The sequence below is a fragment of the Actinomadura sp. NEAU-AAG7 genome (genome assembly GCF_018603865.1).
In the GTDB taxonomy this organism is placed as follows: Bacteria; Actinomycetota; Actinomycetes; order Streptosporangiales; family Streptosporangiaceae; genus Spirillospora; species Spirillospora litoris.
Map to the genome: position 1 here is coordinate 345,121 of NZ_JAHFZY010000005.1, position 17,041 is coordinate 362,161.

The 17,041-nt window shown below is 73.4% G+C and carries 17 protein-coding genes; 7 read left to right on the forward strand and 10 right to left on the reverse strand.

Features of this window, described 5'->3' with window-relative positions:
* Nucleotides 1–76: 76 nt before the first annotated feature.
* Complete coding sequence (locus tag KLI87_RS24315; protein ID WP_214618823.1) at nt 77–679, reverse strand: HAD-IA family hydrolase; 603 nt, start codon at nt 677–679, stop codon at nt 77–79.
* Between the two features lie 35 nt (nt 680–714).
* On the reverse strand, nt 715–1,044 hold the full coding sequence (locus tag KLI87_RS24320; RefSeq protein WP_214618824.1) for an ATP-binding protein: 330 nt from the start codon (nt 1,042–1,044) through the stop codon (nt 715–717).
* 182 nt (nt 1,045–1,226) lie between these two features.
* On the opposite strand from KLI87_RS24320, the gene KLI87_RS24325 reads away from it, so the two are divergent.
* Both KLI87_RS24325 and KLI87_RS40295 read left to right on the forward strand, forming a co-directional pair.
* Nucleotides 1,227–2,039 (forward strand): helix-turn-helix transcriptional regulator, encoded by an 813-nt coding sequence (locus KLI87_RS24325; RefSeq protein ID WP_214618825.1) that lies wholly within the window; start codon nt 1,227–1,229, stop codon nt 2,037–2,039.
* Nucleotides 2,036–2,326 carry a DUF397 domain-containing protein gene (locus KLI87_RS40295; protein ID WP_308166146.1) on the forward strand — a complete coding sequence of 97 codons (291 nt, stop codon included), beginning with the start codon at nt 2,036–2,038 and terminating at the stop codon, nt 2,324–2,326. The genes KLI87_RS24325 and KLI87_RS40295 overlap by 4 nt, the downstream gene beginning before the upstream one ends.
* Here KLI87_RS40295 and KLI87_RS24335 read toward each other — a convergent pair.
* Entirely contained in the window at nt 2,323–3,495 is a 1,173-nt protein-coding gene (locus tag KLI87_RS24335) for a nucleotide disphospho-sugar-binding domain-containing protein (RefSeq protein WP_214618826.1), read from the reverse strand. The genes KLI87_RS40295 and KLI87_RS24335 overlap by 4 nt on opposite strands.
* A gap of 118 nt (nt 3,496–3,613) precedes the next feature.
* On the opposite strand from KLI87_RS24335, the gene KLI87_RS24340 reads away from it, so the two are divergent.
* Nucleotides 3,614–4,441: a bifunctional 2-polyprenyl-6-hydroxyphenol methylase/3-demethylubiquinol 3-O-methyltransferase UbiG gene (locus tag KLI87_RS24340; RefSeq protein ID WP_156215145.1), complete on the forward strand. Its 828-nt coding sequence runs from the start codon at nt 3,614–3,616 to the stop codon at nt 4,439–4,441.
* 38 nt (nt 4,442–4,479) lie between these two features.
* Here the strand turns inward: KLI87_RS24340 and KLI87_RS24345 are convergent, their stop codons facing one another.
* The 7 genes from KLI87_RS24345 to KLI87_RS41100 all read right to left on the reverse strand — a co-directional run bounded on the left by KLI87_RS24345 (nt 4,480) and on the right by KLI87_RS41100 (nt 12,557).
* The gene (locus KLI87_RS24345) at nt 4,480–5,481 is read right to left on the reverse strand and encodes a Gfo/Idh/MocA family protein (protein ID WP_214618827.1); all 1,002 of its coding nucleotides are present in this window, start codon (nt 5,479–5,481) and stop codon (nt 4,480–4,482) included.
* Nucleotides 5,432–6,064 carry a dTDP-4-dehydrorhamnose 3,5-epimerase family protein gene (locus KLI87_RS24350; protein ID WP_250904186.1) on the reverse strand — a complete coding sequence of 211 codons (633 nt, stop codon included), beginning with the start codon at nt 6,062–6,064 and terminating at the stop codon, nt 5,432–5,434. Before KLI87_RS24350 ends, KLI87_RS24345 begins: the two co-directional genes overlap by 50 nt.
* 14 nt (nt 6,065–6,078) lie before the next feature.
* The gene (locus tag KLI87_RS24355) at nt 6,079–7,248 is read right to left on the reverse strand and encodes a class I SAM-dependent methyltransferase (protein ID WP_214618828.1); all 1,170 of its coding nucleotides are present in this window, start codon (nt 7,246–7,248) and stop codon (nt 6,079–6,081) included.
* Between the two features lie 32 nt (nt 7,249–7,280).
* On the reverse strand, nt 7,281–8,519 hold the full coding sequence (locus KLI87_RS24360) for a hypothetical protein (protein ID WP_214618829.1): 1,239 nt from the start codon (nt 8,517–8,519) through the stop codon (nt 7,281–7,283).
* A gap of 21 nt (nt 8,520–8,540) precedes the next feature.
* Nucleotides 8,541–8,771, reverse strand: coding sequence for a ferredoxin (locus KLI87_RS24365; protein WP_214618830.1), 231 nt, complete (start codon nt 8,769–8,771; stop codon nt 8,541–8,543).
* Nucleotides 8,772–8,781: 10 nt separating this feature from the next.
* Nucleotides 8,782–9,987 carry a cytochrome P450 gene (locus KLI87_RS24370; protein ID WP_156215157.1) on the reverse strand — a complete coding sequence of 402 codons (1,206 nt, stop codon included), beginning with the start codon at nt 9,985–9,987 and terminating at the stop codon, nt 8,782–8,784.
* A 98-nt stretch (nt 9,988–10,085) separates the two neighbouring features.
* On the reverse strand, nt 10,086–12,557 hold the full coding sequence (locus tag KLI87_RS41100) for a class I SAM-dependent methyltransferase (protein WP_214618831.1): 2,472 nt from the start codon (nt 12,555–12,557) through the stop codon (nt 10,086–10,088).
* A 334-nt stretch (nt 12,558–12,891) separates the two neighbouring features.
* Between KLI87_RS41100 and KLI87_RS24380 the strand changes: the two genes are divergently transcribed.
* The 4 genes from KLI87_RS24380 to KLI87_RS24395 are packed head-to-tail and all read left to right on the forward strand — an operon-like array spanning nt 12,892 to nt 17,028.
* Complete coding sequence (locus KLI87_RS24380) at nt 12,892–14,076, forward strand: cytochrome P450 (RefSeq protein ID WP_214618832.1); 1,185 nt, start codon at nt 12,892–12,894, stop codon at nt 14,074–14,076.
* A gap of 58 nt (nt 14,077–14,134) precedes the next feature.
* Nucleotides 14,135–14,971 carry a fumarylacetoacetate hydrolase family protein gene (locus KLI87_RS24385; protein WP_214618833.1) on the forward strand — a complete coding sequence of 279 codons (837 nt, stop codon included), beginning with the start codon at nt 14,135–14,137 and terminating at the stop codon, nt 14,969–14,971.
* On the forward strand, nt 14,968–16,002 hold the full coding sequence (locus tag KLI87_RS24390) for a polyprenyl synthetase family protein (RefSeq protein ID WP_214618834.1): 1,035 nt from the start codon (nt 14,968–14,970) through the stop codon (nt 16,000–16,002). Before KLI87_RS24385 ends, KLI87_RS24390 begins: the two co-directional genes overlap by 4 nt.
* Nucleotides 16,003–17,028 carry a UbiA family prenyltransferase gene (locus tag KLI87_RS24395; protein WP_156215167.1) on the forward strand — a complete coding sequence of 342 codons (1,026 nt, stop codon included), beginning with the start codon at nt 16,003–16,005 and terminating at the stop codon, nt 17,026–17,028.
* Nucleotides 17,029–17,041 lie beyond the last annotated feature (13 nt).

Genomic DNA, 17,041 nt, shown 5'->3' on the forward strand with positions numbered 1-17,041 from the left:
GGCTAACCCCACCCCACCTGCGTGCCCTGGGCGAACCCGGAATGGCCAACTCCCAAAGTGCGATCGCCCTACGGGCTCACGCTCGACCGATCAGGCGGACGAACGACGACGGCAACAGATCGGAGACATCACCGACGACCATGTCCGCCTGCCCGAGATCGGCCTCGCCATGCGTGGAGGCCACCGCGACGCAGCGCATGCCCGCCGCCTTCGCCGCCGCCACCCCGGCGGGCGTGTTCTCGACGGCGACGCACGCCCGGGGATGGTGGGCGAGCAGCCGCGCGGCGGCCCGGTGGGCCACCGGGGAGGGCCGCCCCTCCGGGACATCGTCGGCGGTGAGGATCAGGTCGAACGCGTCGTCCAGGCCGAGGAACCGGAGCGCGGCCGCCGCCTCCGGGGCGGGCTCCTCGGCCACCAGCGCGAGCCGGTAGCCCTGCCCGCACAGGGCGATGACCAGTTCGGCGCCGCCGGGGCAGCGCCGCAGCTCCTCGCCGCCGAGCCGCTGGAACGCGCGCGAGGGGGTCTCCGGACGCCCGGACGGACGCGGGCCGAGGAACGTCCGCCGCCCGCCCTCCTTCAGGAGATCGAGCCGGCTCACCACCTTGGCGAGGCTCCGGCGGCGCGCGTCCACATGGAAAACGAGGACGCCCTGCAAGGCGAACATGATGGCTGGGGGCATATCGCTACCTAGGGTCGTTGGGTTGATGGGACGGGTTACAGGGGCATGAGCGCCCAGAAGACCTTTCCCACGCCGGTGGCGGACGGGCGGACACCCGCGTCCTTGGCATAGGCGCTGATAATCGCGAGACCGCGCCCGTCCATCGCGTCCGGTCCCGCCTCTCGCGGGCGGGGGAGTTCGGGATCGGGATCCCAGCACTCCAGAAGCGGCGCCCCATCCTGGACGGCGATCCGGACCCGGATCGGACGGCCCCGCGCCGCCCGCACCGCATTGGTCACGATCTCGCTCGCCACGAGCACCGAATCGTCGATCGCCGCCCGGGGGTAATCCCAGTTCGTGAGCGCATATCGAACCAGTTCACGCACAAGTGAGACTGAGGATCCCACCCCGAGTAGAGTCATCCGAATTTCGCCCGATTTGCGGGATAGGAGAGTCCCAGATTGATCATTCATCTCCGCCGTCCTGTTCGAGGAACTGGCGTACAGACTCGACCCCGGAGAGTTAATGTGCGATGGATCGCCAATAAATCAATACATGGGAGTCACAGATGAGCGTCCGCGAAACGATCGACCCGAACTCGTCCCACTGGGCCTGGCTGGCCTTCGACCTGTGGTTTCACCGCACCCAGCGCGGCCTCTCGCTGGCCCAGACGGCATTGATCGTCCGCGTCACGCGCGCGACCGTTTCGAACTGGGAGGCCGGACGCTTCCGCCCCGGTGACGAACATATGGCGCTACTGGACAAGGCATGGGACACCGGCGGCCACTTCCAGCGCCTCCTGTACTACGCCCGCACCGGCCACGACCCCGACTGGTTCAAGCAGTACATCCAGTACGAGCGGGCCGCCGAGATCATCAAGATCTATCACGGGAAGACGATTCCGCTTCTGACGCAGACCGAGGCGTATGCGCATGCCCTTCTGCGGACTGCTGGACGCATGCGGGAGGCGGAGGCGAAAACCAAGGAGCGTATGAAGCGGCAGGAGGTGCTCGCGCGGCCGGAGCCGCCCTATCTGTGGGTTCTGCTGGATCAAGAGGTGCTGGAGTGCCGGGTGGGCGACCGCACGGTTATGCGTGAGCAGCTTGCGCACCTCCTCAAGATGGGGGAGGACCCGCGCAACTCGATCCGTATCGTCGGGCGGGCCGTGGGCTGGCACCCCGGGCATGACGGCTCGCTCCAGATTCTCAAGATCAAATCTAGGGAGGTGGCCTACGTCGGAGCACAGATCGGCGGTCGCTTGATCGAGGGGGGTGACGAGGTCACCACCATCGGGATACGGTTCGAGCAGATCGGGGCGCTTGCCCTTTCAAGGGACGCTTCAAGGAAACTGATCGAGCGGACGATGGAGACCTACCGGTGATCAAGTGGCGTAAGAGTTCCTACACTGGTGGCGGTAACGACGATGCATGCGTGGAGCTGGCGCGGCTGGACGAGCCTGTCAAGATCAGGGATCACAAGGACGAATGGCGAAAGAGTTCCTTCAGCGGCGGAATGAACGACGATGCGTGCGTGGAAGCGGCGCGGCTGGACGGGCTGATCGGGGTGAGGGACTCGAAGGACCCGGAGGGGCCTCGGCTTGCGTTCGGGGCGGGGGAGTTCGGTGGGCTGGTCGCGCGTATCCGGCGTGGTGAGCTGGACCTCGGCTAGGAGCCCTGAAGGAGTTCGGGTAGGCGATCGACCACCTCGGCCGGGGTGGGTTGGGCTGCCATCTCGGCCTGGAGTTCTCCGGCGGCCTCGCGCATCTTGTCGCTGGTCAGGGCGTCCGTGATCGCCGACCGGACGAGGCCCGGGGTCGCGGTCGCGACGGGGATGTTGGTGCCCGATCCGGTGGCGGCCATCCGGTCGCAGTAGGCGATCACGTCGGGGGTCGCGGTGAGGGACACCTGCGGGACGCCGTGGTGGGCCGCCGTCATCATCGAGCCGCTGCCGCCGTGGTGCACGATCGCGTGGCAGGTCGGCAGGATCTCGTTCAGCGGGACGCTCTCCACGACCCTGACCGTGGACGGCAGGCTCTCGGTGAACTCGCGGTCCCGGCCCGCCACGGTGAGGACGACCTCCACGTCGAAGTCCGCGAGGGAGTCCATCACGTCGGTCAGCGGGAAGCTCCCGATGCCCTCCCGGCGGACCAGCATCGACCCCCAGGTGACCAGGACCCGCCGTTTCCGGGGCGGGCGCACCAGGTCCGGCGGGATGGCGTTCGCGCCGTTGTAGGGGATGAACCGCATCGGCACCCGGGAGGGGATCTCGCCGACCTGCAAACGCGGCGTGCACGCGTCGAGCGTGGCGGCGGCGCTCTCCGGCTTCGGGTCGCACCCGTACTCCGCGTGGAGGGCCCGCAGCGACTCGGGCCAGTCGTCCACCGGCTGGCCCGCGCCGGGGTAGCCGAACATCCGCATGATGTCGGCTCCCCACAGCTGCGTCACCAGCGGCGCCCCGGCCTGAGCGGCGACGATCGGGGCGGCGAGCATCAGCGGATCGCCGACGACCAGGTCGGGGCGCCAGTCGCGGGCGAGCGGGACGGCGTCGGCCGCGACCGCGCGGGCCAGCGCGGTGTGCGACTCGGTCATCGCGCGGAACATCGCCATCGGGTCGCTGCCCGCCTCGTCCAGGAGCCGGCGGTTCCGGCGGACCTCGGCCGCCATGTCGTAGGACGCGGCGACCGGCACGACCGGCAGGCCGGACCCGACGACGGCCGCCGCGATGGACGGCTGCGCCGCCACCCGGACGGTGTGGCCCGCCGCGCGGAAGGCCCAGATCAGCGGCACCATCGGCATGTAGTGCGAGGGCGCCGAGAACGGCAGGAGAAGGATGCGCATGAATCGACGTTGTCCGATGGCGTGACCGGGAGCAATCGGGAGTTTTGGGGGGTAGGCGGGCCCCGGCGCGGGTGCTAGCCGATTGACGAGTGGGCGAATGCCCTCCTAGAGTGGGCGCATGACCACTCAACGGCCGGAGAACACGCCCGCCTCCGTTTTCACGCCCGCGGAGGCCAAGCGGGCGGCGGAGTCGTTCGGTGTGGACGCCGAGCGGTACGACCGGACGCGGCCCCGCTACCCCGACGCGATGGTGGCGGCGATCGTAGACGCCGTTCCCGGGCGGAGCCTGCTCGATGTGGGAATCGGCACCGGCATCGCCGCCCGGCAGTTCCGGGAGGCCGGGTGCACGGTGCTCGGGGTCGAGCCGGACGAGCGCATGGCCGACTTCGCGCGGGGCACCGGGTTCGAGGTCGAGACCGCGACGTTCGAGGAGTGGGACCCCCGGGGCCGGACCTTCGACGCGATCGTCTCCGGGCAGACGTGGCACTGGGTCGATCCGGTCGCCGGTGCGGCCAGGGCCGCCGAGGCGCTGCGCCCCGGCGGACGGCTGGCGGTGTTCTGGAACGCCGCCCGGGTGCCCTCCGACCTCGGTGAGGCGTTCGCCGAGGTCTACCGCCGGGTCATGCCCGACTCGCCCGCCGCCCGCCTGGCCGCGCCGTCCGACACCGGCGGGTACGCGGTGCTGGGCGACAAGGCCGCCGACGGCATCCGGCAGGCGGGCGCGTTCGGCGACGCGGAGCGGTGGACCTTCACCTGGGAGCAGACCTACACCCGCGACGAGTGGCTGGACCAGCTCCCGACGACCGGCCTGCACACCCGGCTCCCGAAGGACGTCCTGGACCAGGTGCTCGCGGGCGTCGGCGCGGCCATCGACGCGGCGGGCGGCGGCTTCACCAACCACTTCACCACGCTCGTGGTGACGGCCGTGCGCGACGGCGCCGCCTGACCACGCGGCACCGCCCCTCCCCCCGGGCGGTGCCGCGTTCAGACCTGCTGGACCCGGGCGTACTCCGCCTTGTCGCGGATGTCGTCGAGCAGCTCCGCCCGGCGCAGCGACTCCTCGTGCCAGGCCGTCAGGTCGCCGCCCTCCCGCACGGCGGCGGCGAAGAGGCCGACGACGTTCGCGAACTGGTCCGCCGGTGGCAGGACGATCTCCTCCCGGTGGTCCTGGCGCTCGATCCGGACGACCGGGCCGTAGGCGGGCGGCGGCGTGAACACGCGCTCCAGCACGAGCCTGCCGGAGCTGCCCCGCAGCTCGTAACCGGAGTGGTAGGAGTGCTCCATGCCGAAGGTGAGCTGGGCGGTCACCCCCCGCGGGTCGGAGAGCAGGGCGCTGCCGCCCACCACGGCCCCGCCCGCCCGGTCGACGCGGAGCACCGCGCCGACCAGGCGGAGGCGCGGCCCGAGGAACCGGAGCGCGGCGGCGACCGGGTAGACGCCGATGTCCACCAGCGCGCCGCCGCCGACGTCGGGCCGGTAGCGGATGTCGCCGCGCGGCTTCGGGGGGATGGTGAAGGCGGCCGCGAGCGCCCGGACCTCGCCGATCGCCCCGTCCGCGACCAGCCCGTCCACGCGGGCGTGCTGCGGGTGGTGCAGGAACATCATGTTCTCCAGCAGCAGGCGCCCGCGCTCGCGCGCCAGGGCGATGAGCCGCGCGGTGTCCCGTCCCTCGGTGGTGAACGGCTTCTCGACGAGGACGTGCTTGCCCGCCAGCAGCGCCCGCTCGACCCACTCGGCGTGCAGCGCGGCCGGGAGCGGGATGTAGACGGCGTCCACGTCGTCGCGTTCGAGCAGCTCCGCGTAGCCGCCCAGCGCCGCGCCGACGCCGAAGGCGGCGGCGGACCGCTCGGCCTTCGCGAGGTCGCGGCTCGCGATGGCGCGCACCTCGACGCCGGCGTCCGCCCGCATCGCGGGCAGGGTCCGCCGCAGCGCGATGTCAGCGCAGCCGATCACCCCGAACCGGACCGGGCCGCGTCCCTCCGCCATGAGCCTCCCCCTCTCCGGGTAGGGTGCCGCCCGGCCGGTAGCGGGGCAGCAGTCCGGCCGCCGCCGCCTCGGCGAGCGTCGGCGCCGCCGTGTCCTTGTCCGACCGGATCGGCTCGCCGTCCAGGTTCCACGGGATGCCGAGCTCCGGGTCCAGCGCCTGGATGTCGAGCATCGTCCCGTGGATGTACTCGGTGTCGCACAGGTAGTTCATGCAGGTGTCGTCGGTCAGGGCGAGGAACCCGTGGCCGAGGCCGTCCGCCAGGCAGACGGCGACGCCGGAGTCGGCCTCCTGCGGGGTGATGTCGAACCGCCCGAAGGTCGGCGACCCCACCCGCAGGTCCACCACGACGTCGAGCGCGGCCCCCCGGACGCAGGTCACCAGCTTCGCCTGCCCCGGCGGGCTGGTGGTCCCGTGGATGCCCCGCAGCGTGTTGCGCCTGGACGCCGAGAAGTTGGCCTGCCGCACCACGAACGGATGGCCGAGGTGGGCGGCCAGCTCCTCGAACCGCCACGACTCGTAGAAGCTGCCGCGCCGGTCCTCGTGGTGCGTCGGGGTGATGCGGTAGGCGTCCAGGACGGACATCGGCTCTATCTTCATCATCGCGGCGTGGACGGCGAGGACTCGAAGAGCCGCCCGACCGCGGGCGCGATGCCGCCCTCGGCGTTGTGGCCCTTCTCGATGAACGCGATGTTGTGGTAGACGTGCACGCCCACCACGCTCCGGGCGATGTCGTCGCCCTCGTCCCCGGCCCGCTCCTGGTAGTGCAGCTTGTCGAGGAGCGCCTGGAGCATCCCGATCGAGGTGGTCGGCGGGGAGACGGGGCCCTCGTCGCCGCCGAACTTCGCGCAGTAGGCGGTCCAGATGTCCTCGATGATGTAGAAGCCGCCCGGCCGGACGTAGGAGAACAGCGCCTCGAACGAGGTGCGGATGTGCTCGTTGACGTGGCTCCCGTCGTCCACGATGACGTCGAACGGCCCGTGCTCCTCGCCGAAGGCCCGCAGGAAGTCCGGGTCGTTCTGGTCGCCCTTCACGGTGCGCAGGCGGGGCTCGTCCAGGCCGTGCTTGGCGTGGACGTCCAGCCCGGTCATGAGGCCGCGCGGGAAGTAGGACTTCCACATCTTCAGCGACCAGCCGCCGAGGTCCGGGTCGTCGTACCCGCCGATCCCGATCTCCAGGAGCCGCACCGGCTCGCCGCGCAGGGCCCGCAGGTGCCGCTCGTAGTGCGGGGTGTACCAGTGCCAGGTGCCCCACTTGTCGGTGCCGTGCCGCACCGACAGCTCGCCGAGGTCGGACGGCCCGGCGGAGCAGCCGCTGAGCACCGTGTCGACCGCGCGTCCGACCGAGTACCAGTCCCCGCGCAGCGGCCCGTCGTACAGCGCCTTCGCCGTGGGCCGCTCCACCAGCAGCCTGCTGCGGTGCGTGCCCGCGCGCCGCTCCCGCAGCGGGCCGTACAGGCCGCGGACCAGCTCCGCCAGCTCGAACTCCAGCAGGTAGACGGCGGTGTCCAGCTCGCCCTCGTGCAGCGTGACCGGCTCACCGGCCCGCACCCCGACCGTGTGGGTGAACCGCTCGCCGCCGTGGAGCAGGTCGAGCTGGATGTGGACGTGGGTCTTGTTCGACGGCAGCCGGCAGCGGAACACCAGCTCTTCCACGGCGAGGGAGCTGACGGCCTTCGCCCCGACGTCCTCGATGGCGGCGAGCAGCTCGGCTTCGCGTCCACCGGCGGCGAGAATGAGAAGTTCGGCCTGTTCCGTTGTGACTTGCATAGATGCCTCCCGGCGGTAGGGAAGGGGACGGCTCAGACGGGGGAGCGCGCGCCCGTCCCGGCGGGAGCCGCCATGCGGTTCCGGAGCTCCCGGGTCAGGTGCCGCGCCGGCTCGTCGGCCAGAAACGCGCGGTTGTAGATGAGGTCCAGGTTCAGCGAGCCGTTCACGGTGTTGGAGACCAGGGCGGGGACGCGCATGAAGGGCATGGTGGCGACGGAGCGGATCGCCTCGAACCGGAGGCCGCCCGCGGTCGCGGGGAAGGACAGCCGGCCGAGGTTGGAGATGCTCACCGAGATCTCCTGGGTGCCGGACAGGTCGAGGGTCCCGGCGGCGAGCAGCCGCGCCTGGTGGAGCGCGCGGTCGGCGGCGGCCTCCATCTCGCCGTCCACCCGGAGGCCCACCTCGACCGGGGTCGCCTCCCGGGCCACCGGCAGGTTGATGATCACGCTGCCGACCGCGCTCATGGCCGCCTCCGGCGGGATCGGCGGCGACATCCGGGCGCGCAGGTCCACCTGGAGGCACAGCGCCAGCGTCAGCGGCCCCCCGGTCTCGTGCAGGGTCCGCAGCGAGGTCGCCATGGCGCCCGCGGCCAGGCTGCTGACCGACAGCCCGTGCTGTTTGGCGGCGGCGACGAACCGGGCCGTGGCCTCCGGGTCGAACCGCAGGTTGGTGAAGCCGAAGCTCGCCGGTCCGTTCGGCTGGACGGTGCGCGGCGCCAGCGTGGCCACCTCCGGCGGCGGCGCGGGCAGCGGCGGGGGAGCGGGGTCCGGCGGGCCCTCACGGCGCAGGACCTCTTCGAGCGGCGGGTCCAGTTCGTCCCGGTCGGCGGCGGGCACCGGGACGCCGGAGACCAGCGCGTCGTAGTGCTCGACGAGCCGCTGGAGAAGCGCGGTGATCAGCCGTCCGTCCGCGACCGCGTGGTGGACCGCCAGGACGATCGTGCAGCGCCGCCCCTCACGGAGGACGACGAGCCGCGCCGCCCGCTCGCCCACCCGCCAGGGCGCGGTGACCACGTCGGTGAACGTCGTGCCGTCCTCGTGGAGCACGAGCGGCGGCCGCCCGGCGGCGACGCGGAGCACGAACCGCTCGCCGCCGGTCCGGACGATCTCCGTCCGCAGGATCGGATGGGCCCGCGCGAGCAGCCCCATCGCGCGGTCCAGCGCGCCGGCGTCGAGATAGCCCTCGGCCGTGACCGTGATGAACGCCGGGCTGGCCCCGGACGCCACGATCATCGACTCCCGGGGGGTGAGGACGCGTTCGTCAGCGGGCATCGGGACTCCTTTCCTGGCGCGTCACGGCTGGGGGGCGAGGACGGTCCGGGTGCCCGCCGCACGGACGAGGATCGCCTCGACCGGGCAGAACTCGGCGGCGTCGAGGACGGCCTCCTCGGGGGCGATGACCTCGGCCGTCGGCCGGGAGCGCCCCTCGTCCAGCGTGAAGTGCCCCTCGGCGATCGCGGTGCACAGCCCCGAGCCGATGCACGTGCGCCGGTCGACCTGCACCCGCCACTGCTCGTCGTCCATGGCCGCCCCCTCACCAGCTCACCGGGAGGGCGTTCGGCCCGCGCACCAGCAGGCCGGTCTTCCACGGCACGTCCTCGGCCGGGACCGCCAGCCGCAGCGCCGGGAAGCGCCGCAGCAGCGAGCCGATCGCGACCTGGAGGATCAGCCGGGCCAGCTGCGCGCCGAGGCAGTGGTGCAGGCCGTGCCCGAACGTCAGGTGCGGGTTGCGCCCCCGGGTGAGGTCCACCTCGTCGGGGTCCTCGAAGACCGTTCCGTCCCGGTTGGCGGCCTGGGCGTTGACGAACACCGCCTCCCCTGCCCGCACCAGGACGCCGCCGACCTCGACGTCCTCGGTGGCGATCCGGGCGAACGAGCCGCCCGTGCCGAACTCGACGTAGCGCAGCAGCTCCTCGATCGCGCCGGGCACCAGGTCGGGCTTGTCGCGCAGCAGCTCCCAACTGCCCGGACGGGTGAGCAGCACGTAGGTGAAGTTGGAGATCTGGTTGGCCGTCGTCCCGTGGCCCGCGATCAGCAGCCCCACGCCGAGGTTGACCAGCTCCTCCTCGCTCAGCCGGTCCTCGTCGTCGCGGGCCGCCACCAAGGCGCCGAGCAGGTCGTCGGCGGGGTGTTCGCGGCGCCGCCGGACCATGTCGGCGAGGTAGGTCAGCAGGGCGTCGCGCACGGCGAGGATCTCGTCGCGCGTGTAGGCGGTGGTGGACAGGATCGCGTCGGAGAAGTCGCGGAACCGGTCCTGGTCCTGAGGTGGGACGCCGAGCATCTCGCAGATCACGGTGATCGGCAGCGGCAGCGCGAGGCGGCTCACCAGGTCGGCGGGCGGGCCGGAGCGCTCGATCGCGGTCAGCCGCGCGTCCACGATCTCCTGGACGCGCGGCCGCAGCCGCTCGACCCTGCGGTGGGTGAACGCCTTGGCGACCAGCCTGCGCACCCTGCTGTGCTCCGGCGGGTCCATGCTCAGCAGGAAGCCGCCGCCCGCCGGTTCCGGCGTGGTCCGCGGCACGTCCTCGCGGCCCACGGTCGCGGCGCGGCTGAACCTCGGGTCCGCGAACACCTGCTTGGTGTCCTCGTAGCGGGTGACGAGCCAGCCCTCGCCGCCGTAGGGCAGCCGGATGCGCGACACCGGCTCCTCGCGGCGCAGTTCGGCGTAGAGCGGGTCCACCTCGACGCCGGTCGCCTCGCCGATGAACGGATAGTCGCGCACCTCGGATTCTGCGGCCATGGAATTCTCCTTACCGAGGCCCCTCAAATGCCTGTTCGCCTTGGGAGCCACTCTGCCGGACGCCGATTTCGGCAACAATCCGCGATTAGCGGGGATGGTCACTCGCCGGTGGGTGTGCTACGGGCCGTCCGCGTGAACCGGCCGAGCTTCCATTCCAGGTTGAGCCCGCGCGCCGTTCCGGCGGGGCCGTCCATCAGTTCGGGCAGCACCCGGTCGAGCAGGAGATGGCGGATCACCCCCTCGCGCAGATCCCGGTCGGGGATCTCCGCCAGGAACTCCTGCTGGTTGGCCGGGACGAGCGCGGTCATCAGGCATTCCTCGGCCAAAATCTCGTAGGTGCGCCGTTCGGCGGTCCCGGAGAAATACGGGGCCAACTCGGCGGCGACCGCGTCGATGTGCCGGGGCGTCGGCAGGATGCGGCGGTCCGCGCGCCGCTGGGCGCTGGAGCGCGACACCTCGCGGGCGCTCGCCGCCGCCTCCCGCAGCACGGGGGCGAGGCCGCCCGTGCGCGCGCCGTCGAGGGCCGCGAGCCAGTACCGGCGCATCAGGCGGTTGGCGTCGTGGAACAGCAGGGAGCTGCCGGTCGGCGCGGCGAGGTCGGGCGCGCTGAACGCGAGCACGCCGCCCGGCCGCAGCACCCCGGCGATCGAGGGCGCGGCCTTCCGCATCGCCTTGCCGTCGAGCAGGTGGAAGACCATGTTCGCCAGCACGGCGTCCATCCGCAGGCCGCCGGTGACGTCGAGCAGCGGGCGGAACCGGCCGTCGGCGCCGCGCAGCGCGTGGAACCGCGTCCAGGAGAGGTCGCGCAGCAGCGCGTACCCCTGGGCGAACCAGCTTCCCGGGATGTCGACGAGATGCAGCTCGAACGAGGCGCCGCGCTCGGCCAGCCGGCCCGCGACGTCCCGCTCGGCGCACGCCTTGACCAGCTCGATGGACGCCAGGCCGGTCCCCGCGCCGTAGTCCAGCACCCGGACGGCCTCGCCCGGCCCCACCCGTCCGACGCGGGCCTCCACGGCCTCCAGCACGTGCCGCACGACGATCCCGGTCGCCCCCGCGCACCAGCCTCGGGGGCGGGCCAGGTCGCCGCCGGTGAACAGCAGGTCGTGCAGGCCCCGGCCGTCGGTCAGGTCCGTGCCCGGGGCCGGCCGCCAGGTGTCGCGGCGCTCGCCCGGCGCGTGCCGGGGGAACGGCCTGGCGGGCACCAGGTGGTTGAGGGACACCGCGACGAAGGGGCGGTCGCTCGGGTAGCGGCGCTCCAGGTGCCCCACGGGCTCCAGGCCCGCCAGGCGGCAGCAGTGCAGGAACGCGGAGTGCTCCACGAGGTACTGGTGGGACAGGGCGTGGTAGGTGTCCAGGGCCACCGAGTGCAGCGCCCCGGGGTTGCGCGCGGCCAGCCGGGGCGCCACGCCGTGCGCCTCCAGCACCACCAGGCCGTGCTCGCGGACGTGGGGCGCCCAGCGCCGGAGGTGGGCGACGAGGTCCGACTCGACCTGCGCGGGGCTCAGCGGCGCGCCGGCCGGGGAGACGTAGGCGCCCGAGGACCAGCCGGGCGCGCCGCCGCCGGGGTCCCCGCCCACATAGGTGCGGTCGTGGTCGATGAACGACCGGATGTGCAGGCCGTCCTCGATGGCGAGGCCGTGCCGGGCGAGCATCCCCGCCAGCGCGTCGGGGTCGGTGACGTCCCCGAGCAGCAGCAGCGGGTCGGACACCCCGGCCGCCCGCAGCACGGCGCGGGCGCGGTCCAGCGCGACCGGGCTGACGTCGACGCCGACGTAGCGGACGCCGTCGCCGAGCAGGCCGTGCAGGTGGGCCAGCCAGCTCCCGTCGCCGCACCCCATGTCGGCGACGAACACGGGCCGCGACCTGCGCCGGAAGACCTCCTCGATGACGGGGTCGGCGTCGGCGAAGTACCGCCGGTGGGCCGCCGCGCTCGCCTCGACGTTGATCCGGCGCTGGCAGTGCCACTCGCCCTCCCCCGGGGCGACGAGCAGCTCGCCGCGCAGCAGCGGTTCCAGGCGGCTCAGCATCGGCAGGTAGGAGCCGATGAGGCCGCAGTGGTCGGCGAAGCCGAGGGCCGCGCCGCCCCGCGGCGTCCACGCGCCGTCGAGGTCGAGCCAGCCGAGCAGCCGGAAGAGGCGGGCGAAGTCCCCCTCGGGCCGGTGGAGGCGTCCCGTCCCGCGCAGGGTCAGGATCGCGGGGACGGCGAGGGTCGCGTCGAGGTGGGCGGTGCCCGGCGCGCCCGGGTCGGCGGTGGCGCGCCACTTCTCGTGCGCGTCGAGCGCCTCGGCGAAGGCCGCCCCGGTCGGGGCGTCCCAGGGCCGGGCCCAGGAGTCGGGCGCGTTGTCGTCGAAGCGGGCCAGGAAGCGGTGGCCGGCGACATAGCGCGCACGGTGCGCGAGCGCGTTCCGGCCCCGTTCGGTCCAGGCGGGGGTGGGATCGATCCAACCGGCGGCGGCCAGGCAGCGCCAGAGGGCGCGCAGGTATCCGGTGTCGGGGAGGCCGCCCCGGCCGCCGGGCGCGCCGTCGAGCAAGCCGGCCGCGTCCAGTGCCCCGACGGCGGAAGCCAGCATCACCCCGTCCTGGAAAAGGAATGCGGTACGGCGCGCCTCCGCCCGGAGGGCGCGGTCGCCTAAGCCGGCCGGGGCGACGACTACTGCCGGTGGGTCATGTAGCATCAGAAGATCTCCAGGATGGGTTGATTCTGGCGCTCGTCGCGAAAGCAACATTGCCAGGAGCCGCTCGGGCGGGCCATTCCCGATTAGCCGGGGTGGCCGTTCGAAAAGACGCGTGTTACGCTTCCGCCGCTTTATTCGCCCTGGCCGGCTAGCACGCGTTCCCCCGGATGCCACCCCCTCTTTGTCGGGGTGGTCCGTGCGCACGGATCTGCGGCACTGTTGCGGAATCATGCCTACGGATCACATCATCGACTATCCGAGTTCCGCCGATCACGCGGGCGAGCTGCCCCCGGAGTTCGACGCGGCGCGCGGGCCGGGGCCCCTGCCCCGGGTCCGCCTGCCCGACGGCCGGACCGCCTGGCTGGTGACCCGCCACGAGGACGTCCGCACGGTGCTCGCGGGCGGCTCCTTCACCCGCGATCTCTCGGAACCGCGCGACGGCGGGAGCGGCGGCGCGAGCCCGGTGCGGACGGTGAACATGGACGGCCGCCCGCACCTGGAGCTGCGCGGCCTGGTGTCGCGGGCGTTCACCGTGCGGCGGGTCGAGGCGATGCGCCCGCGCGTCCAGGAGGTGACCGACCGGCTGCTCGACGCCATGGAGGAGCAGGGGCCGCCCGCCGACCTGGTGCGGCACCTCGCCGCTCCGCTGCCGTCCATCGTCATCTGCGAGCTGCTCGGCTTCCCCCACGCCGACCACGCGATGCTCGGCGACTGGTGCGACCGCATCACCGCCGTGGGCGGGGAAGGGCTCGACCAGTCGGCGGGCCGCGAGCTGGGCGCCTACATCGACCGGGCGGTCCGGGCGCGGCGCGCGGGCGCGGACTCGGGCACCGACCTGCTGAGCACGCTGGTCCAGGCCCACGACGAGGAGGAGCGGCTCGGCCACGAGGAGCTGATCTCGCTCGCGATCGTCCTGCTCGCGGGCGGGCTGGAGACGACCCAGACCGCGATCAGCGCCGGGCTGGTCAGGCTCCTCCGCAACCCCGAACAGCTCGGGAGGCTGCGCGCCGACCCCGGCCTGCTCGGCTCGACGATCGAGGAGCTGCTCCGCTTCCAGCCGGTCATCGACCTGAACCGGGTCCAGAAGGCCACCGAGGACGTGCGGCTGGGCGGGCGGCTCGTGCGCGCGGGCGACCTCGTCCAGATCTCCATCAACGCCGCCAACCGCGACGAGGACGCCTTTTCCTGCGCCGCCCGCTTCGAGATCGCGCGGGAGCCGAACCCGCACCTGGCGTTCGGCCACGGCGCGCACCACTGCCTCGGCGCCGCCCTGGCGCGGGCCGAGCTGCGGGCCGCGTTCGCGACGCTCCTGCGCCGCTTCCCGCGCCTGGACCTGGCGGTGCCGCCGGAGAGCCTGCGCTGGCGCGGCGGCCACGTGACGCTGCGCCTGGAGGAGCTGCCCGTGACCTGGTGAGACGCGTCCCGTCCGGTCCGCGGGGAAGCCGCGGGGAACCCGCAGGGAAGGAGCGCACATGCTCGTCTGCCGATACGCCGACGGCGGCCGGCGCGGATACGGGCGCGTCGACCACGACCACGTCGTCCCGGTCGAGTACGACCCGGAGGCCGGACGCTGGGTGCCGCGCCCCGGCCCCGCGCGGCCCCTCGGCGAGGTGCGGGTGCTGGCCCCCGCCGAACCCACCAAGATCGTTTGTGTCGCGCTCAACTACCGGGCCGAGGGGGCGGCGGGGGCCGGGCGTCCGGCGGACTCCGCCTCCATGGCCGTCGTCCTGAAGCCGCCCTCCTCGCTGGTCGGGCCCTGGGCCCCCGTCAGCCATCCGGGGCGCTCCTGGGTGCTCAAGCACGAGGCGGAACTCGCCGTCGTGATCGGAACGCGCTGCAAGAGGGTCTCCCCGGGGCGGGCGGAGGCGGTCGTGGCGGGCTTCACCTGCGCGAACGACATCACCGCCTACGCCCGTGACGGCGCCGGGCCGGGCGGGCACCCGGTGTGGGCCAAGCACTTCGACGGCTGCACCCCGCTCGGGCCCTGGCTGGCGACGGACCTGGACGCGGCGGACGCCGAGATCACCTGCCGCGTGGACGGCGAGCTGCGCCAGCGCGGCAGCACCCGCGACCTCCTCACCCCGGTCCACGACGTCGTCGCCCTGGTCAGCGAGCACATGACGCTGCTGCCCGGGGACGTGATCCTCACCGGCACCCCGGGAGGCTCCGGCCCGCTGCCCGCCGGCGGCCGGGTCGAGGTGGCGATCGGGGGCGTCGGCACCCTGTGCAACACCATCGGCGAGCCGTCCGGCGCGGCCGGGGAGACCGGCGCCGCCGGAAGCGAACGAGAAGGAAGGTCCACGCCATGAGCGCGATCGACGAAGGCGCACACTTACGCGCGGCCGACCGGCCGAACCCGGTCGGGTTCCTGGACGGCCGCGACCTCCTGGAGCGCGACCTGCTCCGGCTCTGGCAGGGCCGCGACGGCAACCTGCTGGACCGCATCTCGCACTACGCCCTGGTACCGGCGGGCAAGATGCTCCGCCCGCTGCTGGTGCTGGAGTCGGCGCGCTGCGTCGGCGGCCGTCCCGAGGGCCTCGCCCGGCCGGCCCTCGCCCTGGAGTACCTGCACGTCTCGACGCTGGTGCACGACGACATCATCGACGAGGACGACATGCGCCGGGGGCGTCCCTCCGTCCAGGCGGCCTTCGGGCTCGCGTCCGCCATCGTCGCCGGGGACGGGCTGCTGCTGGAGACCTTCGCGGCCCTCACGGACGCGCCGCCCGAGGACGTCCCGGCGGAGGCCGTCGTCGCGCTCGTGAACACCACCGCCGAGGCCGGGCTGAGCGTGTGCCGAGGGCAGCTCATGGAGACCGAGCTGGTCGGCGACCTGGACTGCGGGGTCGAGCGGTACCTGGCCATGGCCGGGCTGAAGACGGGCGCGCTGTTCGAGGCGTCCTGCCGGGCGGGGGCGATCCTCGGCGGCGCCCCGCGGGAGTGGATCGACGCGCTGGGGGAGTTCGGGAGCCGGCTCGGAGTCGCCTTCCAGATCCGGGACGACCTGCTGGCCTTCGACGGCCCGCTCGCGCTCATCGGCAAGCCGCAGGAGAGCGACCTGCACAACCACCGCCCCACGCTGCCGATCCTGCTGGCCTACCAGCGCGCCTCCGCCGCCGACCGGGAGCGGCTGGAACGTGCCTTCCACGAGGACCAGCCGGTGGAGAAGTCCTACGCCGTCGTGAGCGAGGTGCTGGAGGCGACGGGCGCGCGGGCGGCGGCCGGGGAGGTCGCCGCCGGGCTGATCCGCCAGGCCAAGGACCGCCTCGCGGCGCTCCCGGCGGGGGAGAGCGTGCTCGCGCTGGCGGAGATCGCGGACTACGCGGCCCGGAGGCGGTTCTGAATGCCCGGCCGCCGGCTCGGCAGGACGCTCACCGCCCACCTGCGGACGTGGCGCCCCTACACCCTCTGGTACGTCGGCCTGGTGGGGCTGGCCGGCGCGACGCTGACCCGCGAGATCACCGGCGGCGACCGGCGGGAGACGGCGGGGCCGGTCGTCGCGTGGCTGGTCCCGACCCTGGTCTGGGTCGCGGCGCACTACCTGGGCGACTACCTCGACCGCGACCTCGACGCGATCGACAAGCCGCAGCGGCCGATCCCGTCCGGGCGGATGCGGCCCGCGACCGCGCTCGCCTGCGGGGCGGTCCTCGCGGCGGGGGCCTGCGCGGTCGCGCTGAGCGTCAACTGGCGGACGGTGCTCGTCCTGGCGGGCGGCATCGGCGGCGCGGTCGCCTACAACGGCTTCTTCAAGGCGCGGGGGCTCTGGGGCAACCTGGTGCGCGGCGCGCTCACCGGCGCCGCGCTCCTGTTCGGCGCGATGACGGCCGCCTCCGCCCCGCCGGTCGAGCTGCTCCCGTTCGTGCTGGTGTTCGCGGCGCACGACGCCGCCTCGAACCTGGTCGGGACGCTGCGTGACGTCGCCGGGGACCGCGAGGGCGGCTACGCCACCTTCGCCGTCCGGCACGGCGTCCGGGCGGGGGCGTGGACCGCCGTCGCGCTCTACGGCGCGGCCGTCGCGGCGGTGCTCGCGGGGCTGCCGCTCCTGCCGGGAGACCGGTGGGCGCCGCTCCCCGTGCTCCTCGTCGCGGTGGCGCTCGCCTGCCACGCGTTCAGGATGCTCTTCGCCAACGGGCGCGTCCCGCCGCCGCGCGTCGCGCTGCGCTCGCACGGGGTGCTGGTGGTCGAACGGCTCGTGCTCGCGGGCGCGCTGCTCGTGCCGGGCCTCGGCCTGCCGGCGGCGGTGGCGCTCCTGCTGCCGATGCTCGCCGTCACCCTCGGCACCCAGCGTGCGATGCGCTCCGCGCACGAGTTCCCCTCCGGGGGCCCCGAGCCCACGCGCGGCGCGTCCGAACTGACCGGTACGAAGTGAGGAAGGCGAGGAC

Bases quoted from the DNA above. Each gene is read 5' to 3' on its own strand.
- KLI87_RS24315 (WP_214618823.1), bottom strand. From the start codon at position 679: ATGCCCCCAGCCATCATGTTCGCCTTGCAGGGCGTCCTCGTTTTCCAT.
- KLI87_RS24325 (WP_214618825.1), top strand. From the start codon at position 1,227: ATGAGCGTCCGCGAAACGATCGACCCGAACTCGTCCCACTGGGCCTGG.
- KLI87_RS24335 (WP_214618826.1), bottom strand. From the start codon at position 3,495: ATGCGCATCCTTCTCCTGCCGTTCTCGGCGCCCTCGCACTACATGCCG.
- KLI87_RS24340 (WP_156215145.1), top strand. From the start codon at position 3,614: ATGACCACTCAACGGCCGGAGAACACGCCCGCCTCCGTTTTCACGCCC.
- KLI87_RS24345 (WP_214618827.1), bottom strand. From the start codon at position 5,481: ATGGCGGAGGGACGCGGCCCGGTCCGGTTCGGGGTGATCGGCTGCGCT.
- KLI87_RS24350 (WP_250904186.1), bottom strand. From the start codon at position 6,064: ATGTCCGTCCTGGACGCCTACCGCATCACCCCGACGCACCACGAGGAC.
- KLI87_RS24355 (WP_214618828.1), bottom strand. From the start codon at position 7,248: ATGCAAGTCACAACGGAACAGGCCGAACTTCTCATTCTCGCCGCCGGT.
- KLI87_RS24360 (WP_214618829.1), bottom strand. From the start codon at position 8,519: ATGCCCGCTGACGAACGCGTCCTCACCCCCCGGGAGTCGATGATCGTG.
- KLI87_RS24365 (WP_214618830.1), bottom strand. From the start codon at position 8,771: ATGGACGACGAGCAGTGGCGGGTGCAGGTCGACCGGCGCACGTGCATC.
- KLI87_RS24370 (WP_156215157.1), bottom strand. From the start codon at position 9,987: ATGGCCGCAGAATCCGAGGTGCGCGACTATCCGTTCATCGGCGAGGCG.
- KLI87_RS41100 (WP_214618831.1), bottom strand. From the start codon at position 12,557: ATGCTGGCTTCCGCCGTCGGGGCACTGGACGCGGCCGGCTTGCTCGAC.
- KLI87_RS24380 (WP_214618832.1), top strand. From the start codon at position 12,892: ATGCCTACGGATCACATCATCGACTATCCGAGTTCCGCCGATCACGCG.
- KLI87_RS24385 (WP_214618833.1), top strand. From the start codon at position 14,135: ATGCTCGTCTGCCGATACGCCGACGGCGGCCGGCGCGGATACGGGCGC.
- KLI87_RS24390 (WP_214618834.1), top strand. From the start codon at position 14,968: ATGAGCGCGATCGACGAAGGCGCACACTTACGCGCGGCCGACCGGCCG.
- KLI87_RS24395 (WP_156215167.1), top strand. From the start codon at position 16,003: ATGCCCGGCCGCCGGCTCGGCAGGACGCTCACCGCCCACCTGCGGACG.